The sequence below is a fragment of the Nocardioides sp. genome, assembly GCA_037045645.1.
Taxonomy (GTDB): Bacteria; Actinomycetota; Actinomycetes; order Propionibacteriales; family Nocardioidaceae; genus Nocardioides.
This window is the reverse complement of record JBAOIH010000002.1, coordinates 18,099-44,234: the sequence shown is the minus strand read 5'-3', so window position 1 is coordinate 44,234 and position 26,136 is coordinate 18,099. Positions and strand designations below refer to the sequence as shown.

Annotated in this window: 28 protein-coding genes and 1 pseudogene; 23 read left to right on the top strand and 6 right to left on the bottom strand. The window is 67.5% G+C overall.

What is annotated here, in order from left to right:
• The 5 genes from V9G04_11610 to V9G04_11590 are packed head-to-tail and all read left to right on the top strand — an operon-like array spanning position 1 to position 4,441.
• A complete protein-coding gene (locus V9G04_11610; protein ID MEI2713902.1) occupies positions 1 to 204 on the top strand; it encodes a hypothetical protein in 204 nt (67 codons plus the stop codon).
• Positions 173 to 583, top strand: coding sequence for a TadE family protein (locus tag V9G04_11605; GenBank protein MEI2713901.1), 411 nt, complete (start codon positions 173 to 175; stop codon positions 581 to 583). The genes V9G04_11610 and V9G04_11605 overlap by 32 nt, the downstream gene beginning before the upstream one ends.
• A complete protein-coding gene (locus tag V9G04_11600) occupies positions 580 to 1,005 on the top strand; it encodes a TadE family protein (protein ID MEI2713900.1) in 426 nt (141 codons plus the stop codon). Before V9G04_11605 ends, V9G04_11600 begins: the two co-directional genes overlap by 4 nt.
• The gene (locus V9G04_11595; protein MEI2713899.1) at positions 1,002 to 1,427 is read left to right on the top strand and encodes a pilus assembly protein TadG-related protein; all 426 of its coding nucleotides are present in this window, start codon (positions 1,002 to 1,004) and stop codon (positions 1,425 to 1,427) included. The genes V9G04_11600 and V9G04_11595 overlap by 4 nt, the downstream gene beginning before the upstream one ends.
• Entirely contained in the window at positions 1,424 to 4,441 is a 3,018-nt protein-coding gene (locus V9G04_11590; GenBank protein MEI2713898.1) for a LysM peptidoglycan-binding domain-containing protein, read from the top strand. The genes V9G04_11595 and V9G04_11590 overlap by 4 nt, the downstream gene beginning before the upstream one ends.
• Before the next feature lie 13 nt (positions 4,442 to 4,454).
• Here V9G04_11590 and V9G04_11585 read toward each other — a convergent pair whose 3' ends face one another.
• From V9G04_11585 to V9G04_11575, 3 genes are read right to left on the bottom strand one after another with little or no spacing between them, the layout of a single operon-like run.
• Positions 4,455 to 5,033, bottom strand: coding sequence for a hypothetical protein (locus V9G04_11585; GenBank protein ID MEI2713897.1), 579 nt, complete (start codon positions 5,031 to 5,033; stop codon positions 4,455 to 4,457).
• Between the two features lie 12 nt (positions 5,034 to 5,045).
• Positions 5,046 to 5,618: a hypothetical protein gene (locus V9G04_11580; GenBank protein MEI2713896.1), complete on the bottom strand. Its 573-nt coding sequence runs from the start codon at positions 5,616 to 5,618 to the stop codon at positions 5,046 to 5,048.
• Positions 5,619 to 5,646: 28 nt separating this feature from the next.
• The gene (locus V9G04_11575) at positions 5,647 to 6,348 is read right to left on the bottom strand and encodes a hypothetical protein (protein ID MEI2713895.1); all 702 of its coding nucleotides are present in this window, start codon (positions 6,346 to 6,348) and stop codon (positions 5,647 to 5,649) included.
• A 462-nt stretch (positions 6,349 to 6,810) separates the two neighbouring features.
• On the opposite strand from V9G04_11575, the gene V9G04_11570 reads away from it, so the two are divergent.
• The 14 genes and pseudogenes from V9G04_11570 to V9G04_11505 all read left to right on the top strand — a co-directional run bounded on the left by V9G04_11570 (position 6,811) and on the right by V9G04_11505 (position 19,444).
• A complete protein-coding gene (locus V9G04_11570; protein MEI2713894.1) occupies positions 6,811 to 7,719 on the top strand; it encodes a bifunctional DNA primase/polymerase in 909 nt (302 codons plus the stop codon).
• Positions 7,716 to 8,066, top strand: coding sequence for a hypothetical protein (locus tag V9G04_11565; GenBank protein ID MEI2713893.1), 351 nt, complete (start codon positions 7,716 to 7,718; stop codon positions 8,064 to 8,066). Before V9G04_11570 ends, V9G04_11565 begins: the two co-directional genes overlap by 4 nt.
• A complete protein-coding gene (locus V9G04_11560) occupies positions 8,063 to 8,887 on the top strand; it encodes a serine/arginine repetitive matrix protein 2 (protein ID MEI2713892.1) in 825 nt (274 codons plus the stop codon). Before V9G04_11565 ends, V9G04_11560 begins: the two co-directional genes overlap by 4 nt.
• A 2-nt stretch (positions 8,888 to 8,889) precedes the next feature.
• Positions 8,890 to 9,873 carry a ParB N-terminal domain-containing protein gene (locus tag V9G04_11555; protein MEI2713891.1) on the top strand — a complete coding sequence of 328 codons (984 nt, stop codon included), beginning with the start codon at positions 8,890 to 8,892 and terminating at the stop codon, positions 9,871 to 9,873.
• 47 nt (positions 9,874 to 9,920) lie between these two features.
• A complete protein-coding gene (locus tag V9G04_11550) occupies positions 9,921 to 10,607 on the top strand; it encodes a hypothetical protein (GenBank protein MEI2713890.1) in 687 nt (228 codons plus the stop codon).
• A gap of 117 nt (positions 10,608 to 10,724) precedes the next feature.
• Positions 10,725 to 12,056, top strand: coding sequence for an NlpC/P60 family protein (locus tag V9G04_11545; protein ID MEI2713889.1), 1,332 nt, complete (start codon positions 10,725 to 10,727; stop codon positions 12,054 to 12,056).
• 63 nt (positions 12,057 to 12,119) lie between these two features.
• Positions 12,120 to 12,410 carry a DUF6112 family protein gene (locus V9G04_11540; GenBank protein ID MEI2713888.1) on the top strand — a complete coding sequence of 97 codons (291 nt, stop codon included), beginning with the start codon at positions 12,120 to 12,122 and terminating at the stop codon, positions 12,408 to 12,410.
• 30 nt (positions 12,411 to 12,440) lie between these two features.
• Entirely contained in the window at positions 12,441 to 12,749 is a 309-nt protein-coding gene (locus V9G04_11535; GenBank protein MEI2713887.1) for a DUF6112 family protein, read from the top strand.
• Positions 12,750 to 12,760: 11 nt separating this feature from the next.
• On the top strand, positions 12,761 to 14,092 hold the full coding sequence (locus V9G04_11530; protein MEI2713886.1) for a conjugal transfer protein TrbL: 1,332 nt from the start codon (positions 12,761 to 12,763) through the stop codon (positions 14,090 to 14,092).
• A gap of 6 nt (positions 14,093 to 14,098) precedes the next feature.
• Positions 14,099 to 15,551, top strand: a pseudogene (locus V9G04_11525) (SCO6880 family protein).
• A gap of 73 nt (positions 15,552 to 15,624) precedes the next feature.
• Positions 15,625 to 16,476: a hypothetical protein gene (locus V9G04_11520; GenBank protein MEI2713885.1), complete on the top strand. Its 852-nt coding sequence runs from the start codon at positions 15,625 to 15,627 to the stop codon at positions 16,474 to 16,476.
• A gap of 414 nt (positions 16,477 to 16,890) precedes the next feature.
• Entirely contained in the window at positions 16,891 to 17,298 is a 408-nt protein-coding gene (locus V9G04_11515; GenBank protein MEI2713884.1) for a hypothetical protein, read from the top strand.
• Positions 17,295 to 18,776 (top strand): ATP-binding protein, encoded by a 1,482-nt coding sequence (locus V9G04_11510; protein ID MEI2713883.1) that lies wholly within the window; start codon positions 17,295 to 17,297, stop codon positions 18,774 to 18,776. The genes V9G04_11515 and V9G04_11510 overlap by 4 nt, the downstream gene beginning before the upstream one ends.
• A gap of 17 nt (positions 18,777 to 18,793) precedes the next feature.
• On the top strand, positions 18,794 to 19,444 hold the full coding sequence (locus tag V9G04_11505; protein ID MEI2713882.1) for an endonuclease/exonuclease/phosphatase family protein: 651 nt from the start codon (positions 18,794 to 18,796) through the stop codon (positions 19,442 to 19,444).
• A gap of 242 nt (positions 19,445 to 19,686) precedes the next feature.
• Here V9G04_11505 and V9G04_11500 read toward each other — a convergent pair whose 3' ends face one another.
• Positions 19,687 to 20,775, bottom strand: a complete 1,089-nt coding sequence (locus tag V9G04_11500; protein ID MEI2713881.1) for a hypothetical protein — start codon at positions 20,773 to 20,775, stop codon at positions 19,687 to 19,689.
• A gap of 31 nt (positions 20,776 to 20,806) precedes the next feature.
• Here V9G04_11500 and V9G04_11495 point away from each other — a divergent pair, with 31 nt between their 5' ends.
• A complete protein-coding gene (locus V9G04_11495) occupies positions 20,807 to 20,992 on the top strand; it encodes a hypothetical protein (GenBank protein ID MEI2713880.1) in 186 nt (61 codons plus the stop codon).
• A 94-nt stretch (positions 20,993 to 21,086) separates the two neighbouring features.
• Here V9G04_11495 and V9G04_11490 read toward each other — a convergent pair whose 3' ends face one another.
• Together V9G04_11490 and V9G04_11485 are read right to left on the bottom strand one after the other, a co-directional pair.
• Positions 21,087 to 21,443 carry a helix-turn-helix transcriptional regulator gene (locus tag V9G04_11490; GenBank protein MEI2713879.1) on the bottom strand — a complete coding sequence of 119 codons (357 nt, stop codon included), beginning with the start codon at positions 21,441 to 21,443 and terminating at the stop codon, positions 21,087 to 21,089.
• A 46-nt stretch (positions 21,444 to 21,489) separates the two neighbouring features.
• Positions 21,490 to 22,602, bottom strand: a complete 1,113-nt coding sequence (locus tag V9G04_11485) for a tyrosine-type recombinase/integrase (GenBank protein ID MEI2713878.1) — start codon at positions 22,600 to 22,602, stop codon at positions 21,490 to 21,492.
• A 298-nt stretch (positions 22,603 to 22,900) separates the two neighbouring features.
• Between V9G04_11485 and V9G04_11480 the strand changes: the two genes are divergently transcribed.
• From V9G04_11480 to V9G04_11470, 3 genes are read left to right on the top strand one after another with little or no spacing between them, the layout of a single operon-like run.
• Positions 22,901 to 23,704 carry an ImmA/IrrE family metallo-endopeptidase gene (locus V9G04_11480; GenBank protein ID MEI2713877.1) on the top strand — a complete coding sequence of 268 codons (804 nt, stop codon included), beginning with the start codon at positions 22,901 to 22,903 and terminating at the stop codon, positions 23,702 to 23,704.
• Positions 23,701 to 24,168: a hypothetical protein gene (locus V9G04_11475; protein ID MEI2713876.1), complete on the top strand. Its 468-nt coding sequence runs from the start codon at positions 23,701 to 23,703 to the stop codon at positions 24,166 to 24,168. Before V9G04_11480 ends, V9G04_11475 begins: the two co-directional genes overlap by 4 nt.
• A complete protein-coding gene (locus tag V9G04_11470; protein MEI2713875.1) occupies positions 24,165 to 25,907 on the top strand; it encodes a TraM recognition domain-containing protein in 1,743 nt (580 codons plus the stop codon). Before V9G04_11475 ends, V9G04_11470 begins: the two co-directional genes overlap by 4 nt.
• Positions 25,908 to 26,136 lie beyond the last annotated feature (229 nt).

The window sequence follows — 26,136 nt, the reverse complement described above, 5'->3', positions numbered from 1 at the left end:
ATGCTGAAACTACTAGTCCAGATTCACCTCACGATGCTGTTCGTCGACGACCTCGCCCGTACCCGGAGCGCGCCGACCCGGAACGAGCGCGGTTCCGTCACCATCGAGCACGTCCTGTGGGCGGTCGCGGTGCTCGCGATCGTCGGTGTCGTCGTGGCGGCGGTGAAGGCGTATGTCGCCACGCAAGCCGGCAACCTCAAGTAGCCGCCGGCGCAACGAGCACGGCTCGGCCTCGATCGAGCTCGTGATCCTTCTGCCTGCTCTCTTCGCCGTCATGTTCTTCGGGATGCAGGCGGCGCTGTACTACCACGCACGAACGGTTGCGATCGCCGCCGCCGAGGAGGGTGCTCGAGCGGCCGGGGCCGAACATGGCGGCGAGGCCGACGGGGTCTCTGCCGCCAAGGCCTTCCTCGAAACCGCTGGTGGCGATGACGTCGTCCAGCAGGGGTCTGCGACAGCGCATCGCACGCTGACGACTGCCACGGTGACGGTCAGCGGCGTCAGCCTCAGCGTCATCCCTGGTTGGCATCCCACCATCAAACAGAGCGCCAGCGTCACGGTCGAACGGGTGACGGCGCCATGAGGCGAGTCCGCGACCAGCGTGGGTCCGCGGCCATCGAGGCCGCTGTCGGCGTACCTGCGTTCCTGCTCTTCGTCGGCCTCATTATCTGCGGTGGTCGTGTCGCCACCACCCACGAGAGCCTCCAGTCCGCGGCCTCCGAGGCCGCGCGTACGGCGTCGATCGCCCGCGACGCCGGTACGGCGACGGCCAACGCACGGGCAGCCGCAGCGAGCAGCGTGGCAAACCAGCACATCCCCTGCACCGGCGTCGAGGTCGAGGTCGACACCAGCGACTTCGACAAGCAGGCAGGTCAGCCCGGCATGGTCACCGTGACCGTGACATGCAGGCTCGACCTCTCAGACCTGTCGGTCCCTGGCATTCCAGGATCGAAAGTGTTGAGCGCTCGGATGAGCAGCCCCATCGACACGTGGCGGCAGTCATGACTCCGCGCAGGGTCGACGAGCGCGGCTCGGTCAGCATCTGGCTCGCACTGTCGAGCTTCGTGATGGTCTTCCTCGTTGGTCTCGCGGTCGACCTCGGCGGGCAGGTCCAAGCGCAACAGCGGGGCCACGACCTGGCCGCTCAAGCCGCTCGAGCGGGCGGCGAAGAGATCCAAGCCGGCCCGGCGATCGAGGGACGATCGCTCGCCATCGATGCAGCGAACGCACGCGTCGCGGCCGAGCACTACCTGCAAGCCGCAGGCGCCAACGGGACGGTGCAGGTGACGGGCGGCACCACGCTGACGGTCACCGTCCACGACCAGTACGACACGAAGTTCCTCGGTCTTATGGGCATCAACCGACTCAGCACCACGTCCACAGCGACCGCCCACCTCGTGCGCACCCTCGGAGGCAACCCACGATGAGCCACATCCGCACCCGCCTGATCGGTCTCTTCGGCACGCTCGCCCTGGTGGCGTTCGTGGTTGGCGTGCCCGTGCTCCTGATCGCGATCGGCGCGACGCCTGGGATCGGAGACTTCTCCTGGTCGGCGTTGACGAGCCGCGACGACGGCACCCTCGCGGTGGCTGTCATCGGAGTCGTCGCTTGGGTGGCATGGGCGGTCTTCGCAGTTTCGATCGTTGTGGAGGTGACCGCCCACGTTCGTGGATTGCCAGCACCCAGGGTCCCCGGATTCGCGCTCCCTCAGGTCGCGGCCGGTCAGCTCGTCGGGGTCGCTGCGTTGCTGTTCGTTGCCGGACCCGCGATCAGTGCGGCCGCGCCCGTGCCCCACGCCGCCGCGGTCCCCTTGAGAGCGCCGGAGCCGGTCGCTCAGAGTGCGCCGGCTGCTGCCAAGCCTGTCGTCGCACCGGTCGCGACGACAGCGCCGTCGCATCGGCCCGACACCGAGGCGTACACAGTGAAGCGCGGCGACAGCCTCTGGAAGATCGCGAAGGACAGGCTCGGCGACGGCACCCGGTACGTCGAACTGGCCGAACTCAACCGAGGAGTCCTCGACGGCGAGCCGGACTTCTTGCTGCCGGGCACCGTGCTGCGAGTTCCGGTGGCCACGGCACCCGCCAATGACTCGACGTACGTCGTCGAGCCCGGCGACACCCTCTCCGAGATCGCGGAAGAGGAGCTTGGCGACGCCCACGCCTACCCGGAGATCTTCCAGGCCTCCAGGTCGACCGTTCAGCCCGACGGCGGTCGCATCACGGATCCCAACCTCATTCGTCCCGGGTGGCGCCTGACCCTCACCGCGGATAACGCGGCCGATCGAGACGAGAGCCCGAAGCATCGCGACCGCGTTCCTCAAGCGGACCCCGAGATCACCCATACGCCAGAAGCCGTCCCAGAGGACCCGACCGCAGATGACGCTGGGACTGAGAGCGTTGCAGAACCAACCGACGAGGACCTGCCAGCGTGGGTCCTCCCGGGGCTGGCCGGCGGCGGAGCTGTACTCGCTGGATCGCTGCTCCTGACGCTTCGCCAATACCGCCGCACCCAGTTGCGCTATCGCCGCCCCGGACACGTGATCGACCCTGCCCCGCGCGACCTCACCCCAGTGGAGAAGAGCATTCAGGCATCGGGATCCATCACGGCGCCGCGCGTCGAGATCCTCGATCGAGCCCTCCGGGAACTAGGCGAAACCGCGCTAGGCGCCAGAGTCATGACGGCCACCTTGAGCAGAGCGGACGTGGCGGTGATCCTGGCCGAGCCGAGAGAGCTGCCGACGCCTTGGTCCGGGACTGGCACCTCGTGGCACATCGCCCACCGCGACGTCCCCACCGACAGCCTCGGCTCAGTGGCACCCTTCCCCTTGCTCGTCAGCATCGGCATGGATTCGGACGGGGCGCTCGTGTTGATCAACTTTGAGGAGGTGCACGCTGCCACCATCTCGGGAGACACGGACAGGGCCGCGGCCTTGGGCCGTCACATCGCGGCCGAACTCGCGCTCAACCCGTGGTCGGCGCTCGTTGAGGTCGACACCGTCGGGATCGGCGAGGAACTTGCTGGCATCGATCCGAGCAGGCTCCACCACCATGCAGTCGACGACACGGCCTTCCACGACCAGCTCGCCTCTGATCTCGAGTCCGAGGACCCGTCGCTCGAGCCTGACCAGTTCCGCACACTCATCACGACGGGCGAAATGGACTCGGTGCAGAAGGTCGCCAAGATCATCACCGGCTACCAAGGCCGAGCTGGCGCCGCCGTTATCGCGATCAGTGCCGACGAGATGCTCGGCGACGTGGTCCTCAACGTCGGCGCAGACGGAGAAGCCACAGTTGAGACTCACGGCCTGCGCCTGACCGCTGCGGGTCTGAGCGACGACGAGGCGCGGGCGTGCGCAACGCTCATTGACATCACGAGGGACGCCACAGTCTCTCCGATGCCAGAGGACGAGACTTCGGAGGTCGCGGACGCCGCGGGCGCTCTCAACGAGGAACTGGTTGAACCACGACCGGCCGAGGGACCTGCCGGCGAGCGATCACTGCTCCCCCAGGAGACTCACGTCTACGTCAGGCGAGCCGCGACCGTCACCGAGGACGTGCAACGACTCGCTCCCGTCGTGACCGCTGAGACCGAACGGCACGTCGTTGAAGCGGATCCCCAGCTCGACGAAGACGTCGCCCACTGGCAGGCATCCCGGCTGATGGGGCCGAAGCTGACCCTGCTCGGGCCCGTGAGCGCCCGAACCCTCGGGGACTCCCGCAAGATGGCCCACCGCCGACCCTTCTACGTCGAACTCCTTGCGTTCCTGGTGCTCCACCCCAAGGGCGTGACGGCCAACGAGATCGGCGAGGCGTTCGGGCTCCTGCCCGAACGGGCGCGGAAGGACGTCGGGATCATCCGCGGCTGGCTCGGACCCGATCCGCGCACGGGCAAACCGCATCTGCCGAACGCCCGCCAAGCCCACACTGACGGTGTTCAAGGCAGGTACGCCGTTCGTGGCGTCGCCACCGACCTCGACCTCTTCCGACGTCTGCGCGCCCGAGGTGAGAGCCGCGGGGCCGCCGGCATCGAAGACCTGACCACCGCCCTGGCGTTGGTCAGCGGCGAACCGTTCACCGACCTCCGCCCGACCGGCTGGAGCTGGTTACTCGAAGGCGAACGGATCGACCACATCATGACCTGCGCGATCGTCGACACCGCGCACATCGTCACCACACACGCGCTGAGCGTGGGTGACCTCGACCTGGCCCGCTTCGCGGCCGAGACGGCCGCGGACGCTGCACCGTACGAGGAGATCCCGAGGCTCGACCAGGCCGCCGTTGACGAAGCGGCCGGAGAGTCGGACCGGGCCGCTGAAAGGCTCAGACATGGTGTGCTCAATCGCACCGACGACGATCTCGGTCCCGTCGAAGTCCCCGAGCGGTCGGGACAGGTGATGAGTGCACGAGGCTGGAATCAGCAGCGAGCACGTTCAGCGGGATAGTTGGCGGGCGCAGTTAGCGGCCGATGCCCCACGCCTTGTACAGGTCTCCTGGGCTCCCCGGTCCACGTCCGGCGCTCCTTCCAAGGGCCCTGGAAACCACGACGGCACAGGACTGAATCGGGCTCACCGGGTCTGTCGTGGCACCAACGACCACGGGCTGGTTCTGGAAGTTGTACCCCTCGAGTGTCGAGGCACCGGCTTTCCATTGCCCTAGGCCGCTACGGACAAGGATCTCTCCCAGATAGCGTCCAAGTCCGTCGATGAGCCAGAGCGTCTGAATCGAGAACCGGGCGTAGCCCACACCCGATGGATGGTGAAACCACGACGGCAGTAGGTCGGCTGACTCGATCGCGGCTTCCGGAATCAGGGTTCCGCGCCGCCCGTCCGTGGGCGAATTCCAGCCAGGTCGCCAGCCAATGCTCGGCAACACCGCGTTCCACACAGACGTCAAAGACTCTGGCGAGAACGTCAGATCGACCTGAATGGCGGATCTGAATCGGTCGAGACACGAGTCCATCTCGTCGAGAAACCCGAGAAGGTAGTCCGCTGCCTCCACCTCTGTCATGGCAACGAAGTCGGTGTACGTGGACATCAACGGAGTCTCCTACACAGGAAGATGGACGGTGTACGGGATACCGAGCTCGTCCAAGAGGTCGAGGACCTTCTTGTCTGCGCCGACCGAGTTGGATCCTGCACTGGCGAAGAAGTGCCAGTGGGCTCCCTCGATCTCGCCCATGCTGGTCAACCAGGCGTCGCTCCGGATCTGCTTCTCGATCGAGCTGGTGAGCCGGACATACCCGACTTTGGATTCATGCGCCACACCGTCGGCCAGGACATCGAACCGACGTCGGATCGGGTTGCACACGTCGGCGCATCCCGTAGTCGCGGCCGAAACTTGCTTGTCGGCGCCGCTGACGTTGACGCCGTAAAGGTCCTCGAGGAACCTCTCCCCGGCCGGGCCGTCATCAAAGAATTTGGCGGGGGCTCCGCCGACATGCGTTGACCGCTGCAGGCTGCCGGCTAGGTCATCAAGGTTGGTGCGGCCCTTGGAAAGCTGTAGCAACGCCTTCTCGCTTGCACCCGCGTCACGGAGGTCGTCCCAGCCCTTCCAGATTCCGCGGGCGGCCTCGATCTTGACCTTGTCGGGGACTTTGCTGATTGCCGCGATGGTGGCCACTACAAGAGCCGCTGACTCCGGGTTGCGTTCAACGAACTTCAGGGCCTTCGCCGGGATCTGGATTGCGTCTCCTGCGTAGGGGATCGCGCCAACTGCGCTGAATCCGGAGCTCGACCCAGTCGCCGCGAATTGCGGATGCAATGGCATCACGAGCGTCGACCAGCGGTCCGACGAACCAGCCGATCACGGGAACCGAGCTGGAGCCGCTAGAGGCCAGGTTCCCGGCGAGCCATGCCATGGAGTCCTTGCGCCAAGCGTCGCCCATGACCGACCCGATCGCGAAGTCGGTCGCGTAAGACACTTTGCTGACCTTGACGTCGACCCACAGCGGATCGAGCCCGTTCTCCTCGCGGTTGTCGACCTCGTATCCATCGTCGAAGCCATCACCGTCGGTGTCCGCGACATCGGCAGCCGTGCCCACCACGTTGACCTCTTGCGCGTCGGACAGACCGTCCTCATCCGTATCGGCGTTGAGCGGGCTCAGGCTGAGGTCAGCTTCCTCGGCGTCGTTCAGTTCGTCTTCATCAGAGTCCACCGCGAGAGGGTCCGAATAGCCGCGGTAGGTCGCTTCGTTGGGCGTCGTTGGATCCCCCGTAGGGGAAGCGACAGGATCCTCTTCTGAGCCCGGGGCCTCTGCGGGCGCGCCAGACGCACTCTCGGCAGGCTCGATGGTGGCGAGGTCACCAGCCTCATCGCCATCTGTCAGTCCGTCGCCGTCCGTATCGGCCAACGTTGCGTCCGTGACAAAGACCTCCCCAGACTCGGTCCGCCAGCCCGCCTGCTCGACCTCGTCGGTCAGACCGTCTCCGTCGGAGTCGACTGGCCCCGTCGAATGTGCCGTCGGGGCGTCCTGCCTGCCGAATCTCTCGGAAAGGTCCGTGAACGTGTAGGTGAGGACGACAGTCAGGACCAGCAGGAGTACAAGGAACAGGGCCGGGCGGAGGCGCGAGCGGGACCGAGGCGCGTCATCGCCGCTGGGCGGGGTCTCGCTTCCGGAGTCAGCCGGTTCTCGCCGCGGTTCGTGCTCAGTCACTCGCTGAGTGTTGCCTACGGCACCGACAATCGCTGCAATTCTGCGATCTTGCGAGGGTTTGGGGGGAACCTCCTGACCTGCACAAACGCAGGTTCCCCCCTCAGGTTCCCCCTCTCGCGGCCACTTTTCGGGCGTACCTGACCGTCGAGCGTCAGGGGCATGTACAACGCCAACAACCCGATCCCCCACTGGTCCAACGCCACGATGCAGCGGGGCGCGACTGAGCCGACGCTCGCCGCCGCGGCTCTGCGGTACGCGAACCTCGGCATCCCCGTCTTCCCGTGCGTCCCGGGCGGCAAGCAGCCCCTGACCCCCAACGGGTTCCACGACGCCACGTCCTCAGCTCGAATGGTTCACCACTGGTGGCAGCGGACCCCCGAGGCGAACATCGGACTGCCCACCGGGGCCGTGACAGGCGTGGTGGTCGTCGACGTCGACGTCCATGCCGAGACGTCAGGCTTCCGCGCGTTCGAGCGTGCCCGCGCTGAAGGTCTCGCCGACGGGTGGGGATGGCTCGTGCGCACTCCCTCGGGCGGCGTTCACGCCTACTACCCGAGCTCGGAGGTCGAGCAGCGGTCCTGGCAGGCCCCGCGCGCGAGCGTCGACTTCCGTGGGGACGGTGGATATGTCATCGCTCCCCCGTCCCGGATCACCATCGCGGGTGAGCCCACGGCGTACGCCGTCATCGCCACCGCGGCCAGGAGACCGCACTTGATCGACAGCGTGAAACTCCGCCAGTTCCTCGAACCACCGCGCCGGCTTCCGCCCCGTACCGACGTCCCCACCATCGGAGCCCGTCCGGACAAGCTCGCTGCCTGGGTCGCCAGCCGCCCCGAGGGAGGCCGCAACGCCGGCCTCTTCTGGGCAGCCTGCCGGATGGCCGAGCAGGGGCGCGACGTCCAGCAGACCGCCGCAGTCCTCGGCGACGCCGCCCGGACCGCTGGGCTCGACGACCGCGAGGTCGACACCACGATCCAGTCGGCGTACCGCATCGCCACGCGACTGTCGGTCGCCCCTACGGCGAGCCGCCCGGGCCCTACACGACCGGCTGAGGTGCTCGAGCGATGAACACCCACGCCGAGTACCGCCGCCACGTCCACCAGTCCTCCCCAGCTCCTGAACCGGAGGCACCCACGGCCGACGAGACCAGCGCCCTCGCCCACCACGCAGACCCGTCCCTGGCACCCACCGGACTGACCACTCCCTCGGGCAAGCGCATCGCATGGGTCCGTCCGTCCGAACTGCACTCCTACGCCGGTGCCGTGATCGGACGCGGCATCGACCTGCAGGCCGAGCTGGCGCGTCGCGCCCAGCGGGCTCCCACCACGATCACCCGCTCTGCACGTCGGGCGGCACCCCATCTCACCCACCGCGGACCGGCCGCGTCCGCCACTCAGGAAGGAATCCAGCTATGACCACCTTTGAGACCAGCGAGGGTCTGAGGCACCTGCTCGAACGGCTCGCCGACGCCGGGCACGGCGCCTGGTCCACCGACCCGGAGGCCGCCGAACTGATGGTCTTCACGATCCAGAAGTACCGGTCGCTCGCACAGAAGCACCACTGCCAGCCCGAGGACTCCGCGGCCGCAGCGTTCGAGGCGATGCGCACCGATGCCGTACGCCGCGCCCACGACCCGTGGGCGGTCGTGACGCGAGCCGTGCAGGTCACCATGATCGCCGAAGAGCGCGCGAACGGGCTGCTCTGCTCCCCGGCCCAGGCGCGTCGTACCCAGGTCTCGTGCCACCACGACGCACGCCGGTTCAGTGACTCCGAGGCCAACCTGTTGGACTTCCACCCGGCCCTGCGAGCCGACCTCAGTGCGCCCGCGGCCCCCACCCGCTCACCCGACCTTCCCACCGGCGCGTTCGAAGCGATCGACCAGGCGATCGCGCTGTTCGTTGCCCTGGGATGGCCGCTGAACACCGCGACATGCGCCCTGGACTACATCGCCGCCCGGCTCATCGAGTGCGGCAACCGTGCCACCACCCACGCGATGCTGCGGCGCGACCACTCTGCCCGCGCCCTGCTCGACCTCGACCGCCCGGCCTGGGCCACGCTCCTGCGACTCACCCTCGGTGCCCAGAGCCCGGGGTTGAAGAGCACGTACGCCGGCCACGGCATCCTGCTCCAACTCCTGATCGGCGACAACGTCACCGACCTTCTGGCCGACGACGAACTGATCCTGGAGATCAGCCAGACCGCACCCCGCGCGGTGCGCCGGAGCGAGGTCGCGTAGCCATGTCCGACGCCACCGGCCACATCGAACTCGAACGGAACATCGACGGCATCGTCGTCGGCGTACGGCATCGCAAGGACCTCGGCGACATCGACAGTCTGATGCGCTCGATCGAAGAAGTCGGCCTGCTCCAGCCCATCACCATCACCCCCGACGGGGTGCTGGTGTGCGGTCGCCGCCGACTGGAGGCCGTACGCCGGCTCGGCTGGCACACCTTGAAGGTATGGGTCCGATCTCGCATCAGCGACGAGCTGTCGCATGTGCTCGCGCAGCAGGCGGAGAATACCGAACGCAAGCCGCTGACGCAGCTCGAGGCCGCCGCGATGTTCCGCGAGGTCAAGCTCCTGATGGAGGAGGACTCGGAGCGTAGGCAGCGCGCCTCTCAGTTCGGCGCGACCTCGTCGACCGGTGAGGGCAACGGTGCCGGACACTGTCCGGCACCGCGCGGAGAGGGCGACACCCGCAACCAGGCGGCCCAGTTCGTCACCGGGACGCAGTCCTATCACCGGCTGGAGAAGATCGGCTGGCTCGAGGACGTCAAGAACGACGAGACCCGGCCTGCGACGGTCCGATCGCTAGCGCGTGAGGCTCTGGAACACATCGAGCAGGGTGCGGCGGTGGATCCGGCGTACAAGCGGGTGCGTGCCGCCGACCGCCTCGCCAGCGCGCCCGGATTCCAGGACCCCGAACCCGATCCCGACCTGGCCCGCCGCGCCGAAGAGGCGCTGGAACGGGCGAGGGCCGAGGACCGCAAGAAGCGGGCCGCGCGGCGCAAGCGGGTCACGCGCAGCCAGAGCAAGCCCGTGCGAGCGTTCGTGCTGACCTGGGGCGAGCTCGTCGGCTGGTCCGAGGGGTACGACGTCGACGAGGTCGCCGCCAAGCTCAGCGACGAGGAATGGAACGGCTTCGAGAGCGCCGTCGCCGAGACGATCGCGTTCGCCGAGCGCCTCCGCGCGGCTCGTCAGCACCTGGCCGAGTCGGCGTAGCCCGAACACCTCAGTGGCATCCACGCCCGCCAGACGCAGGAGCCCCGATGCCAGAACTCACCCGCCGCCAGATCGCCCTCGTCCTCGGCGGCGCCCTCGCGGTCCTGACCCTTGCGATCGGCATCTACGGACTGATCACCGGCCCCGCCACCAAGCCCAGCGACAACCAGGCCGGCAACCCAGCCATCCGAGTCGAGCAACCCACGTCTGCCGACGATGTTGCGATCGATCCCAGCCAGGTGCCCATCCCGCCAACCACCGACCCGGTCGCCTTTGCGCGATCCATCGCGTCCGCGATCTTTGAGTGGGACACCACCTCGGGCTATTTGCCGGCCGACTATCAAGCCCCCGTCCTCGCCGAGGCCGACCCCTCCGGCGAGGAAACGCCCGGTCTCATCGACGACATCGCGACGTACATGCCGACCGTCAACCAATGGCTCGACCTCGCCACCATGAACGTCGTCCAGACGCTCGTCATCGACTCAGCCAAGGTCCCGGAAAGTTGGGTGAGCGTCGTGGCCCAGGCCCACGGCGAACTGCGGCCGGGTACGTCAGCTGTCACGATCACCGCCACCCGAACCCGCCAAGGGATCTGGAACGGCGAGGCGTCCAGCAAGTCGTCCCCGGTCTCGTTCACCGTCTTCGTCGCCTGCCCTCCGGCGTTCGACCGCTGCCACCTGCTCCGGCTGTCGCAGCTCGAACAACCCGCTGCGGTGACCGGGCCATGGCGATGAAGACGCTCGTGGCCGGCGCCGCGGCAACGGTTCTACTCCTGCCCGGAGCGGCTCTGCTCGGAGTCGCGACGTTGATCGGCCCGTCTGCCGCGGGCACGGCTGGCTGCCTCTGGGAGAATGCGGCCACACCCAGCGGCGACGTCTCAGGTCCGATCCCGGACGAGCCTCACCACGCAGAACGCCCACGGCGAGACCGTCACCCTGAGCAAGCAACAACTTCAGCGGGCGGCCGCGATCGTCGCCGTCGGGAAGAGCCAGAATATCCCTGCCCGGGGCCAGCTCATCGCCCTGATGACGGCGATCACCGAATCCACACTCCGAGTCCTGTCCAACACCAGCGCCTACCCGGCATCGGCGAACATCCCCAACGACGGCAACGGCGGTGACCACGACTCAATCGGGCTGTTCCAGCAGCGTCCCGCCGCGGGGTGGGGCACCGTCGAGAACCTGATGGACCCCGTTTGGTCGTCCCGCGCCTTCTACGGCGGCCCCAACGGACCCAACCACGGCTCCCCTCGAGGGCTGCTCGACCTCAAGGACTGGCAGACCATGGACCTCGGCGCAGCAGCGCAAGCGGTCCAGGTGTCCGCCTATCCCGACCGGTACGCCGTCAACCAACCCGTCGCCGCCAAGATCCTCTCCGCCCTCACCGGCGTCAGCCTTGGCTCAGGCCTGTGCGGCGGCGACGAGAACCTGCCCGCCAACCTCCCAGCCGGCTTCGCCGGCGCCTTCATCCGGGCGGCGGCCACCAAGCTCGGCACGCCGTACGTCTGGGGCGGTGGCGACTTCAACGGCCCCACCGGAGGCGGCTTCGACTGCTCCGGTCTCGTTCTGTACGCCGCCTACCAAGCCTCAGGCGGCAGGCTCCGACTCCCCCATTACAGCGGCGCCCAGATCCACGCTCGGCCGCGGCGTCTCCTGGGCCGACAAGCAGCCCGGCGACCTGATCTTCTTCAGCTACCCCGGAGCCGGCGGGCCGCATCACGTCGCGATCTACGTCGGAGGGGACCGGATCCTCCAGGCACCGCACACTGGCGACGTCGTGCGCTACGGGACGATCGGGGAGTTCGGCGGGCAGGTCATGACGGTCCGTCGCCTGGGGTGAACTTCGCCGACTGCGGGTGGCACGATCAGCCTGTGGCCTACGAACCGCTGACGGGATGGGTGGTAATCACCGAGACGCAAACCGTGCGAAAGGTGATGGTGGCGCACCGATTCCATATCGATCGCGGTTGTGCCGAACGAGAACTTGACCCCGCCCCAACGAAGGACGGTGCCCCGCGCACGGCACGCTTGTCTGGCCCCCTCCTCATCGGGCAGGCGCGCAGACTCCCCAGTTCCAGTTCCTGCAAGCAATGCGTCGGCAAGAAGCGGGGCCCCGGCCACGCGGAGCGCGAAACACCGTTCCCCGGACTCACTGGTCCGCCAGGCACTGGAAAGCGCCGCTGAAGCAACCTTGCCGACGCTGACGCCGAATCCGCCGCCGATTGATTGTCGTGCGCACCTAAGGGCATGACACAACGCTCATCCAGCGCCCTACGAATCGGCCCCGACTTCGGCGCCGTCGGAGGGGCCGGCGAACTCCGCTCCATCGTCGGCGCGCTGCTGACCTACAGCGTGATCATCGCCGTTCTCATGCTCGTCATCTGCTCAGCAACCTGGGCGCTCGCGTCCCACTCTGGGAGTTGGCACACGGCGCAGAAGGCGAAGACCGGCATGTTCGTTGCCCTCGGCGGGGCGACGCTGACGGGTGCGGCGTTGACGTGGGCGAACTGGCTGCTGGGCATCGGCGCCCACCTGTAGGACGTCCCTTCACCCGACAGGAGAGCCGCGATGTTCCGCCTCTACAACCAGATCGTGTTGCCGCTCGACATCACCATCAGCCCGAACTCGAACGGCCTGCCGGGCATCAGCCAACTGCGTCACATCGTTGGCGCCTCCATGACGGTCGGGCTGGTGCTCGCCGTACTCGCCCTGATCATCTCCGCGATCGTCTGGGCCATGGGCGCGAACTCGTCCAACCCACATCTGGCTGGCCGCGGCAAGCTCGGCGTACTCGTCGCACTCGGAGCCGCAGTGGTCTGCGGTGCATCGGTGACACTGGTGAACTTCTTCTGGAACGTCGGCCAGTCCGTCGCCTGAGGTGCAGTGATATGGGTGTCTGCGATGTCCCGGTGATCCACACCGTCTGCAACGTCGCCGGTGACGCGGCCGGCGCGGTCGTCACCGCGCCGTTCGACTGGCTGGCCCAGGCGATGGGCGGTGCCGCGGAGTACATGTTCGAGTCCGTCTGGAAGGTCATCGACTCCACGACTTACGTCGACGTGACCAGCGGCGAGTACACGAAGGTTTACAACATCCTGTTCGGGATCGCGGTCTTCGTGATGCTCGGGTTCTTCCTGCTTCAGGTCATCGGCGGGATGATCCACCGCGAGCCGGCCGCCCTGTCCAGAGCCGCGTTGGGGTTGGCCAAGTCGATCCTCGGCTCATTCGTCGCTCTCACCCTGTTGACCACCGCGCTCGAGGTCACCGACCAGCTGTGCATCGGCATCGTCAACGCCGCTGGCACGAACATGAACGAGATGGGCGACAGGATCGCCGTCCTGGCTGGTGGGCTCGGTGCGATCAACGTCGCCGCGCCCGGTGCGGGCGCCGTACTCACGTTCTTCCTCGCCGGGCTGGCGATCACCGGGGCCCTGATCGTGTGGATCAGCCTGCTGGTCCGCAAGGCGCTGCTGCTCATCGCGATCGTGTTCGCGCCGATCGCGCTCGCTGGGTCGAGCTGGGACCACACCCGCAGCTGGGTGAGCAGGTGGGTGACCTTCGTGATCGCGATGATCCTCAGCAAGGTCGTCCTCGTCGTGATGTTCCTCCTGGCCACCGCCCAGGTCTCTGCACCGATAGACGCTGATCTGGAGTCGGTCAGCCAACCGATCGCAGGGGTCGTCCTCATGCTCATGGCCGGGTTCGCGCCCTACATGACCTACAAGGCGATCTCCTTCATGGGCTTCGACATGTACCACGCGATGTCGGCCGAACAGGAAGCCAAGTCCGCCCTCAACCGCCCGCTGCCGATCCCGCTGGGACGCATCGGCGGTGCCGCCCAACCCACCAAGGTCCTCGGCGACAGCTCGGGAGGGGGTACGTCGGCCGCTGGCGGATCGTCGGGCGGAAGCCCCACTCCGGCTGCGCCGACCGCGTCCGGCTCGGGCGGAGGCTCGGCAGGGGCGGGAGCGAGCTCGGGGGCTTCGGGTGCTTCGGGGGCTTCGGGTGCTTCGGGGGCTTCGGGGGGAGGTGCAGCCGCGGCCGGCGGAGCCGTGGCGGCCGGAGCAGTGGTTGCCGCGAAGGCAGCCGCAGCCGGACCCAAGTTGGGGAACTTCGTTGCCGCGCAGGCCAACAGGCACGCCGACGCCAGCCAAGCGGCAGCTCCTTCCGCGATGCCGCCCCATGTCGCGGACTCCGAGATCTCCGGAACCCGGGGCTGACCGGCGATGGCTGCGAACAGTGCCGCAGAATCGGCCCTGACGCCGGTGAAGTTCTCCCGGCTGAGCCGGCGAGGCGTACTCCTCGGGCTCTCCGGGCTTCAACTCACCATGACTGGGATCGCCGCAGGGAGCCTGGTGCTCGGCCTCTACGTCGGCACCGTGATCGTCGCGTTTCCGATCATCCTCGTGTGTGTCGCTCTCGCGTTCGTCGGGGTCGGCGATCGCAAGCTCATCGAGTGGGCGCCGATCGGAATCCGTTGGCTGTGGCGCTCGGCAGGGGGTCAACTCACTTACCGGCGTCGGGTGGTGAAGCCACGACCCGCCGGGACGCTGGCTCTCCCGGGCGACGCCGCCAGGCTGCGGCAGTGGGTCGACCCCGAAACCGGTGCAGTGATGGTCCACGACCCGCACGCCGCGACCCTGATGGCGATCGTCGGCGTCTCGCATCCCGCGTTCGTGTTGCTGGATCCGGCCGAACAAGAACGTCGGGTCGTTTCCTGGGGACGGGTGCTGGCGTCCACCTGCCGTTCGGGGCGCCTGGCATCGGTGCAGGTCATGGAACGCACCCTTCCCGACTCAGGGAAGGGCCTCGCCCAGTGGTGGGACAGCCACGGCACCAAGAGCGACACCTGGACCTCGACGACGTACGCCGAACTCATCGACCGCGCCGGACCCGCGGGCGAACGGCACGCCAGCACGATCTCGATCTCCCTGGACATGAAGGCAGCCGGCCGCGCGATCCGTGCCACCGGAGGCGGGATGAAGGGTGCCGCGGCCGTGCTGCGTCAGGAGATGTCCACCCTCGTCGCATCGCTGCGATCCGCAGACCTCGCCCCCGGAGACTGGCTGACGCCCGGCGACCTCGCCGTCATGCTGCGCTCGGCGTACGACCCCGTCGTGGCCGGTGCCCTCGAACGCCACGGCGACGCTGGGCCGCGATCTCGCCGCAGCCGGACCTGTCGCGGTCACCGAATCCTGGGGCAGCCTGCGCGGCGACTCCGCGCACCACTGCGTGCTCTGGATCAGCGAGTGGCCCAGGTCGCTCGTCTTCCCCGGCTTCCTCGCACCGCTGCTGCTCTCGTCGGGGATCCGTCGCACCTTCACCCTGCTCTACACACCCATGCGCACCGATCGCGCGGCACGCGACATCCGCAAGAAGAAGACCGAGTACATCTCCGACGCCGCCCAGCGGCAGAAGATCGGCCAGATCGAGGACGCCCAGCAGTCAGCCGAGTACCTGGACGTCCTCCAGCAGGAAGCGGACCTCACCGCCGGCCACGGCGTCCTGCGCTGCACCGGGTTCGTCGCCGTCAGCGCCAGTGATCCCGACGAGCTCGAGCGAGCCGTTGCGGCGGTCGAGCAGGCAGCGATCCAGGCGTCGTGCGAGACCAGGCGGTTGTGGGGGCAGCAGGCTCAGGGGTTCTCGGCCGCAGCGCTTCCCCTGTGCCGTCCTCTCTGACGTCCGCGCGGTTCCCCGCCACGATTCATCAATCGGGTCACGCTCACCCTTGTGCGGAGCTAACTTACGGAACATGAAATCCTGGTTCTCGTTGGTCGCCGCTTCATCAACGCCGTCGATGACCGACTGGTTGTCGGTTCTCCTGTCCTCGGTCGCCGTCGTGATTGGTGTACTTGTCTCGTACTTCGTTTGGGTCCAGGCCAAGCGATTCCACAAGGAGAACCGGGCTCACGACGCAGAAGCGTATTCGCGTGACCGGTACGACGCGATCGTTGAACTTGGAGTAGCGATCCTGGATGCGGCCCGCGGAATTCAGACATCAACAAGTGAGCGGTGGGCGCACCTAGTTGGCCTTGAAACGGTCCCTGACTCCCCTGCGGACGACGAGGGACGCCTTGCAGGCGGAGGACTTCTCGCGGTGCTTGAAACCAGAGCCGAACTCTTGGTGTTGAGCGACCGACTCCTTCCACGACCTCCGCAGGGAGCCGATTCTGAGTCCTTGACAAATGCGCACCGGGCGCTTCGTACCGAGTCCGCGTGGTTGGTAGGGGACGCACACAACGCCCTTATCTCCACCTACGGCGGACCTGACTACAACCCTTCAGTGGCAGCCACGCGGGCCGAGATCACTGCCGGCCTGGTGGAGTCTTCGATCCAGAACATCTCCCAACGGCTGCTTTTCGGACATGCCAACCACGTGCCGTATTTTCGGGAGCCCGGGTCGCCGTGGCCCAAGGCGTACGACGAGCGCGTCTCAACTCTCCTTGAGGATGACCCCAGCGCATCGAGCGACCATGTCATCCAATCCAGCACCGCCGAGCAAGCCAGTATCCTTCTCGCGACGACGATTGAGCGCTTCAGCACCGCCCTTTTCGCAGTCATCGACGCCAGCGACGGAGCGGATCGAACGGCAACGATGCGGTAGGCGCAGGAGATGCTTCGAGCGACAAAGGGCCTTCCCGCTCTTGCGCCTCAGAAGGCTGTGGTTCTCCGAACGAGGAAGTTGCCCACTAATTTGAGATCCTGCTGACAGCCGCTCGCGAGTGCGGCATGCTCAGTCCAGATCCCGCAGGAGACCCGAGACTCCCGCGGGATCTTTATGTCCGCAGCCGCCTCAGAAGCAGGGTGCGCCTTCGCAGCACGGCCGGATATAGCCGCAGCCGTCACACCGTTCATGCGAGGTCTCCCAGCGCATCATGGTGTCGCAGTTCGGGCACGGCTCCGTCAGATCTGCCATGCGCCACAGGGTAGATCGAGCACACGTCACCTCCGGAGCCGACACGGCGGCGTCGCACGCGCACCTCCTTGACGAAGTAGTCGCTGAGCGAGGAGAGCCCCGATGCTCGCACCGAACCGTCCTCAAGCCCACGCCGATGAAGCCCGCGATGCACTCAGAAGCTTGGCGCACGCCACCCGCGACCTGGACGACCCGACCGAGATTTACCCGGTGCTCGGCGAGCTGACCAACGGGCTCGCATCGCTGGCGCAGTCGTTGCACCAGATCGGCGACTTCCACGAGGGCCCGGCCACAAAGCGCGCCTGGATCGCCGGCGATCCGCGCACTGGCCGGGCGGCGTCGTACCAGGTCGCGTGGGAGCTCCACCGCGCCGCCGAGATGGTGCACCAGGTCGCCGCCACGATCGACCGCGCACACGAGGTCGAGGCGACCATCACCTACGACGTCCACGACGTCGTTGCGCTGGCACCGGTCCCGCGTCCAACAGCCCGGCCGGGGTTGTCGCTGTGACCCGCGACGGCGAGCGGCTCCATTCGAGCGTGCTCATCTCCCCACGCCGAGAGAAGCGTTCAGAACGCAAGCGGCGTACAGCGGCGGCACGATCACTCACGACCGCCGATCGCGAGCAGCGTCGTACGACGGCCAAGCGCAAGCACGACGACCTCGCCGCCGAACGTCGCTCGACCGAGACGCTTCCCCGTGCGGGCGAGTCTGGACCTGCGGCCCTGCGCACGCCCGGCAGGTTCCGAATCCCCCGCCACCAGGACACCTCGGCCACTCTCGCCGGCGCGTACCCGTTCCTGGCCGAAGGCGGACTCGGAAGCGAGGGCGTGTTCGTCGGCCAGGACCTCTACTCCGGGTCCTCGTTCGTCTACGACCCGTGGGTCCTCTACTCCCGCGGTCTCATCACCGCACCCAACCTCGTGCTGGCCGGGATCGTCGGCTCCGGCAAGTCCAGCCTCGCCAAGAGCCTCTACACCCGCTCCATCCCGTTCGGCCGCCGCGTGTACGTGCCCGGTGACCCCAAGGGCGAACACACCCCGGTCGCCGAAGCCGTCGGCGGGAAAGCGATCGCGCTCGGGCACGGCATGGCGAACCGGCTCAACCCGCTCGACGAAGGGCACCGTCCCGCAGGCCTCGACGACGCCCAATGGGCCAGCCAGGTCACCAGCCGCCGCCGCGCCCTCATCGGCGCACTCGCCGAGACCGTCCTCGACCGCCGCCTCACCCCGCTCGAACACACCGCCGTGGACCTCGCACTCGACCGCACTGTCCGCGGCGCCGATGTACCCGTGCTCCCGATGGTCGTCGACCGGCTCCTGACCCCCGACCGCGACGACGACCACGACGGACGCCTCACCGAGGACGGACGCCTCGTCGGCCACGCCCTGCGACGACTCGTCGCGGGCGACCTTGCCGGGTTGTTCGACGGACCGTCCACGGTCTGGTTCGACCCGTCGCTGCCGATGATCTCGCTCGACCTGTCCCGCGTCACCGAGAACGCCACCCTCGTCTCGGTACTCATGACGTGCGCGTCAGCGTGGATGGAATCCGCTCTCATGGACCCGGCCGGCGGGCAACGCTGGGTCGTGTACGACGAGGCCTGGCGGCTCATGTCCCACCCCGCGCTGCTGCGCCGCATGGATGCCCACTGGCGATTGGCGCGGCACTACGGGATCGCGAACATGCTGATCTTCCACAAGCTCTCCGACCTCGACAACGTCGGCGACTCCGGCTCCGCGATGCGCGCCCTCGCCTCGTCACTGCTCGCCAATGCCGAGACCCGGATCGTCTACCGCCAGGAGTCCGACCAACTCGGCCCCACATCAGCGGCCCTGGGGCTGACCGGCACCGAGCAGTCCCTCATCCCCACCCTCGGCACCGGTCAGGGGCTGTGGCGGATCAAGCACCGGTCGTTCGTTGTCCAACATCAGATGCATCCCGCCGAGCTCGAACTCTTCGACACGACGAGCCGCATGACGGGGTGAGCGCCTAGGTTCTCGACATGCGCATCGTCACCTGGAACGTCGCTGGCAAGTGGCGCACTGGCCACCAGGACCTGCTCCACGCCCTGGACGCGGACGTGCTGCTGCTGACCGAGGTCCCCATCGAAGGTGCTCTTGAGGGCTACCACCAACACACGAGCCGCGCCTCCATGGCGGGCTCCACAAAGAAGTGGGCCGCAGTGTTCGCTCGCTCCGAACTCACGCCACTCCCAGATCCGCACCCCGCGTCAGCGGCCGCCGTGGTGGGAGGCGCGACCGTGATCTCGTCGATCATGCCCTGGCCCCGGGCCGGAACCCTCTGGCCATGGGGCTCGCCCGACCACACCGAACGGATGGCCGAGACCGCCTCAGCCGTCCTCGAAACAGTCGTGCCAGGAGAGACGATCTGGGGCGGCGACTGGAACACGCCGCTCACGGGCAACCTCTCCGGGTTCGCCCGAGCGTCCCAGGCCGCGCTCCTTGACGCCCTCAACGGGCAACCGTTCCAAGTGCCGACCAAGGATCTCCTCGCGAAGAGCGACCTACAGAGCTCGATCGACCACATCGCCGTACCTGATTCCTGGGAGACCCTGCACGCAGAACGCGTCCGCACCGACACGCTCTCTGACCACGACGCGTACTGGATCGAGGTCCTGCCGCATCCGAGCTGACGCCGACGGTGGCGTGAGCACGACACCTCCTGCGTGAAGGAGGTCGATCGTCATGAGGACTCAGGTTCAGGACCGTGCGGCACGCGACTCCAAGCTCGAGGCGCTCCAGACCGAGCTCGGTAACGCCGTCGCAGCCTTGGTCACCGGCGAGGACTGGAAACGAGCGCTCGACGTTCGCCGCCCAGTTCCGCAGCCGCAGTACCGGCAGTGTGCCCGTATTCGAAGTCTCGGAATGGTCGCGCTCAGCCTTGCCGACGGCCTGCGTAGGGCGCCCATTGGCCGGCTGTGCGGCGGTTGGCGCGTACGGCGGCAGCGACCGGCAACCCGAGGACATCGGCGAGCACTGCGGGGGCGAGTTCTCGGGCGAGTTGCTCGGTGGCTGCGACGCGCATCCGGCGGGGCTCGACACCGATGGCGCGCAGTCGGGCCCCCAGGACGGTCGCATGGAGGTGGGCGCCGGCTTTGAAGCCGGCGAACAGCCAGGTGGTCGGCAATGTTTCGACCGTGCCTGCTCTACGCCGGATCGGCAGTTGCTGAACGAGCGCGGCGAGCGGTTCGGGAAGGTGAAGAGGCTCCTCGCCAAGGCGGAGTTGTACGCGAGTGTCGGTGACGAGCACGTCGTCGGTGGTGAGGGTGACGATGCGGCTGAGCGGTTGGGCGTACAGGCACACGAGGAGGCCGGCGACGCGGTCCACTGGGTCGTGGCTTTCGTCCGTGAGGAGCTGTTTGGCCATGATCCAACGTTCCTCGGCGTCGGTAGGCGAGGCTCGCGGCTCTTGTCTGGAAGGTGGCAGTTCCAGCCGGGCCGGAAGGTCGCGGGTCTGCTGTGCCCAGGCCAGGAACGCGCGTACGTCCCAGCGCATTGCGCCGGGGCCTGCGAACCAGTCATCGATCTCGTGCTGTGCGAGTTCGCCGAGCGGCCGTTGACCGAGCACGTCGAGGAAGGTGACCACTTGGCGGATCTGCCGCTTTGCGGTGCGCACCGCGGCGAGCAGATCGAGACCATTTTCGTAGCCGCGACGCAACCGTGGGATCACCTTCCACCGCAACCATCGAGTGACGATTTTGTCGTTCGGATCGGGCAGGACGCTGACCATGTCGCCCACGGCTGCTTCGAGTCGCCGCACTGGGCCGAGTGGGTCGGGCGGAAGTATGCCGACAGCGATGAGCAGTGCCCGCAGATGTTCGACGGATTTCGGGCGGGGAAGATCGTCGAGGACGGCGTGGTCGAGTGGGACGCGTCCCTCGTTGAGGTCGACGAGGAGGGCGCGTGTCCGGTTCAGCCAGCGGGTGGTCGTCACCGGGTCGGCGGCGAGGATGGCGGGACGCATCTCAGCCAGTGCACCGACAGGCTCGGCAGGGATGATGGTGTCCAAGTGGCGGCGAAGGGCGCAGGGGCCGCAGATCTTCGTGGTCCTGTTCGGCGACAGTCCCGAGCGTCCGCAGTCGAAGCAGCGGTTCCTCCTCTTGGCGCGGCATCTGCCGCAGGTCACGGCGTGGTCGAGCAGTTGGCCGGGCTTGCCGCACTCGGCGCATTCGCCTCGCTGAAGCCCGATGCCCAGGTTGCACCGGGAGCAAACAAACCGGCCGGGCAGGGAATGCCGTCGGCAGATCTCGCATGGAACCCGGTCGCGGGTCTGGGTCACTTCTTGCGGCTGATCTCGGCGCGGCGGGGTGTGCGCTTCTTCATGCTGGCTGCGTCGACATCGCCCGCGCTGCCAACCGGTTCAGTGCCGGTGGCCCGCTGGGCCTGCTTCTCTTCGACGGCCTCGATGAGGTCCGTCGGAGTGCAGCCGAGGATGTCGCACAGAGCCACGAGCGTACGCAAACTCAACCGCTCCGGCGTCCCGGTGACCAGTCGGTACACCTGGGCGGCCGACAGTTTGACGCCGCGCTCGGCCAGCAGCGGGGTCAGGTCGGTGGTGGCATACATCTCGGCCTCGGCCATCAACCGGCGCAGGTGCCAGCGATATCCCAGACGACTCCGCGCTGCGCTCATGGCATTTCCTTTCTCATCGGTGCCTGCATCGTCGTCACGGGCGTCGTCACTCGAAGGCCCGCGACAATGCGCGTTGCAGCGCATCGTTCTTGTATTCGCTGCCCACATCGGAGTAGATCGCGGTGGACGAGCCCCACGAGTGGCCCAACTGCTGTTGCACGAAGAGGTGGTCGAAGCCGTCCTCAAGCAGGTGGGTCGCGTAGGAGTGTCGCAGGCAGTGCGGGCCAAGCGTCGAATCCAGCCCCACTGCATCGCGGTACTCGGCGAACCGCTGGTTCATCGTCGTCGGGGTGATGCTGCCTCCGCGTTCGGTGGGCCACATCGACTTGTCTCGCTCGCCGTATTGGGGACGGATCTCCTCAGTCCACTCAGCGACGGCCTCGGCCGCCCACTCCATCACCGTCAGCACCGTGCGTCGACGCGGAGGGCCGCCGCGCAGCGCCTTTCCCCAGCGCACCGACAGGGCGCCGTAGCGACCGAACTGCGCGAAGTCGGCGTTGGCCGACCAGTCGACGGTCTCCAGTTTCGTCGCTTCGCGCCGGCGCAGACCCCATGCGTACGTCGCCTTGAACAAGGTCGCGTTGCGGTAGGCAGCCAGCCAGCCCTTGCGGCCGCTCTTGGCGATGGTGGCGACTCGGTCGTCGCAATAGTCGAAGAACTTCTGCAGTTCCTCGCGGGTCATCGGGCGGTTGCCGGGCCTGCCCTCGTAGTCGCTGCGGTGGACCACCGTGTTCCACTCGTGGAAGACCTGAACCGGATGCGTCGCGAAGTGCTGTTCGCAGACCTCCACCCACCGGTAGCGAGGGTCGGCGACGTACCCGCAGAACAACGACACCGCCGCTTGGTAATTGCGGATCGCGGAGTGCGACAGGCCCCGGCCGACCATCTCGGAGGTCCACTCCTCGACATCGCCCGGCCCCCAATTCCACGGGTACTCCCCGGAGAACCGCACGAACCGCCCCAAGACCTGCCGTCGCGCCTCGATAGTGGTCGCGGCCAGCGCTCGCGACCGCTGCTGAGACCCCCAACCCTGGATCATCGCGTCCAAGACCGTCTCCTCCGGAGCCAGCAATGCAATCCCCGAGGACAGCAACGCCTCCGCCGAACACCGCACCGGCGCCACCTGCGGACTGTTCTTGCCCCAAACCCTGGCCGTCATATGATGAACGTACCATTCATCCAATGCACGATCCAGAGTGCAAAAGGCCGATCCGACACCCCCTTCCGCCTCCACTCCGGGCAATCGACGCGGCGGGCCATAGCGTCCGAATCAGACTGGCGAACCCGAAGCGAACCCGTCGAATACCGCATCAGTTGCAATACCCGAGGGTTCTTCAACAACTCGATGCTGATCGCGGTACAGCACTTCGCGGCGTACAACGAGGGCCGGGTGCCGGAGCCGAGCCCGACGTACGTCGCTGGGTTCAAACAGTGGATCAGTCTCGGGCGTCAGCGTGATGAAGGGCCAGCACGGGTACGGCATCCTCGCCCCCGTCACGGCACGGTTCGCCTCATCGACCCCGGCCAATCAGGAGTCATGGCGTCGCCTGGCGCGATCCGAGCGACCACGTCCGGGCGAGATCGTGCGATCGAAGATGGTCGGGCTCAAGCCCACGCACGTGTGGGACGTCTCGCAGACCGATGGCGTCCCGGTACCTGAACTCCCCCGGCCTGTCCTGCTGACAGGTCAGGCGCCTGGCGGGTTGTGGGACGGCCTCGCCGATCAGATCACCGGTGCGGGCTATGAACTTCGGCTAGTGTCGAACGCCGGTGTGATCGGCGGTGCCAACGGGTTGACCGACTTCCTGGCTCGCGAGGTGTCTGTCCGGATGGACATGGACGACTCGGCCCAGGCCAAGACGCTCGCCCACGAACTGGGGCACGTCCTGCTTCACGAGCCGAAGAGCAGCAACATCTCCGCAGCCGTCGCAGCCGATGCCGCGCTTCACCGCGGCGTTGCCGAGGTAGAGGCGGAATCCGTGGCGCTCATGGTCGGCGCGGCGCACGGCCTCGACACCAGCGCCTACACGATCCCCTACGTCTCGACCTGGGCTGCCTCGGTCCCGGGCAAGACCCCGGTGGAGGTCGTCCAGGCCACAGCAGATCGGGTCCGTGCCACCGCCATCGGGATCCTCGACAAGCTCGACACTCCCAAGACCGGTGACGGCACCCCGCCTGGGCTGGACCGCGACGCACTGAGCCACCGCACGCCGACCACCACCCCCGTCGTACGACGCGAAACCGAGGTGCTCGGGCTATGAAGATCCCCGTCGTCCTGCCCGTCGTCCACGTCACCGTCGACGACGAAGGCGCGCTCGCCGTCGAGGTTGATGGCGAGCCCTACGACGCTGAGTCGGCCCTCACCCGCACCGACCTCCAACGCGTCCTCGACACGATCACCATCGAACGTGAGACCGCGGTCCGGGTCGAGATCCGTGAGAGCGACGGCACGACGTACGCCGACATCGCCGCTCCACCCGAACAGCAGCCCGAAGCACCTCGGACCCCGGAAGCGGCGCACGTGGCGATGCCAGGCATCAGCGGGACCGGATTCCGACCGGGAGAACCCATCGCCGTCGCCTACGTCCTGCTGCGCGACGTGGCCGACGCGGACGGCGCTGCGGCCGTACAGCTCCCGCCATCTGTCATCGCCGGCCGCACCGCAGGAATGGTCCTCATGGGCCTCGAATCCAAGGTCGCCACGCTGGTTGAGGCCACAGCGTGAACACCGCTCCGCGGCGGATCGACGACGAACTCGTCAACCTCGCACTCGTAGCCATCGGAGCCGTGTTCCTCATTGCAGCGGCGCTGCGGGGCGCCGGCGACGTGGCCGCACTCCTGGGCGGAACCACCCGCCCCACGGCAAGCGTGGCCGGTGGGCTTCGGGTGCTGTTCACGCCATCTGACCCAGCCACGGTCCTCGGGGCACCCAGGCTATCACCAGCCTTGTACTGGGCGGTCGTGGCGGCCGTCCTCGCGATCGCGCTCGGCGCCGTGACGCTCGTCTGGCGGATCGTCGCCGGACTACGACACCGAACGGCTCACGATCCTCGTCGGCTCGTCGGCACCGCCACTCGCCGCGACATCACACCCGTCGCCTCGAAACAGGCATTGATCCGACGCGGCAGGACCCTCCGACCCTCCCTTGCCCGGCCACGGGCCGAGGAAGTCGGGTACCTGCTCGGACGATCACACGGGCAAGAGATCTGGGCGTCGGTGGAGGACTCGATCCTGGTCGTCGGACCACCCCGCTCTGGCAAGGGCCTGCACCTGGTGATCAACGCGATCCTCGACGCGCCCGGGGCCGTCGTCACCACCTCCACGCGTCCCGACAACATCACGGCGACCATCGGCCAGCGGCAGGAGCGAGGGCCAGTCGCGGTCTTCGACCCGCAACAACTCGCCCGCGAACTCGCCCTGCCCAACGGCTTGCGTTGGTCCCCGGTCCGCGGCTGCGAGGACCCTCTCACCGCCATGATCCGAGCCAACGGCCTCGCCTCATCCACAGGTCTCTCATCCGGCGGCGTTGAGTCCGGCGGGTTCTGGGAGGGCAAGACCCGCTCCGCGCTCCAGGCACTGCTTCACGCGGCCGCGCTCGAGAACCTGACCACCCGGACGCTCTTCGAATGGTCGCTCTCACCGTCCGCGGCAAGCGACGCCGTCGGGATCCTCGCTAGCCACCCCGACGCCGCGGCCGGCTGGGGCGACTCCCTGGAGTCGATGATCAACTCCGACCCCCGCACCCGCGACTCCATCTGGATGGCCGTCGCCCAAGCACTCTCCTGCCTGGCCGACCCACGCGTACTCGACGCCGTCAGCCCAGAACCCGGGGACGAGTTCGATCCCACGACCTTCTTGGCAGAGAACGGAACGCTCTACCTACTCGCCACCGGAGCAGGCGCCGGCGCGTCTTGGTCCCTGGTCGCAGCCTTCATCGAAGACCTCGCCGAGACGGCACGACACCTCGCGGCCGCATCGCCCGGCGCCCGCCTCGACCCGCCACTCCTGCTCGCCCTCGACGAGATCGGGAACCTGTCGCCGCTTCCGTCGCTGCCGGTGCTCATGGCCGAAGGCGGCGGCACCGGCATTACGACGATGCCCGTCCTCCAGTCGCTCTCCCAAGCAAGGAGTCGGTGGGGTGACCACGCGGCCAGCGCCATCTGGGACGCGTCCATCGTGAAGGTGATCCTCGGCGGGGCTTCGGCGTCGAAAGACCTCCAGGAGCTCTCGGTGCTCATCGGCGAACGCGACGACCGCACGGACAGCATCACCGTCGGCGACTACGGCTCACGCTCGACGCAGCGCTCGACACGGCGTGTGGCGATCATGCCGCCCGAACGCATCCGCACGTTGCCGTTCGGGACTGGGCTCGTGTTGCTGCGCAGTGCCCCGCTGATCGTCACAGTCCTCCGCGCCTGGACGGATCGGAGAACCGACACCAATGACCTCCGTGTGTCCGAGTAGTCGGTGAACATGAGCGTCATGGCTCCGCCTGCTGCGCGGCAGTTCGCCCAGAATGGGCGTGTCCGAAAAGCGCGGCGCACCGACAAAACGGGGTCGTATGGCGACGCCATGACATTCCGAAAGCGCTCACGATGGGAGCGTTCGCGGGTCAGTAGGTGAACGCATGCGGGCTTGGCAGGCTTGCACGACGTAGTCCGAGCTGGCCTGTGACACCCTCGGACCGTTTGGC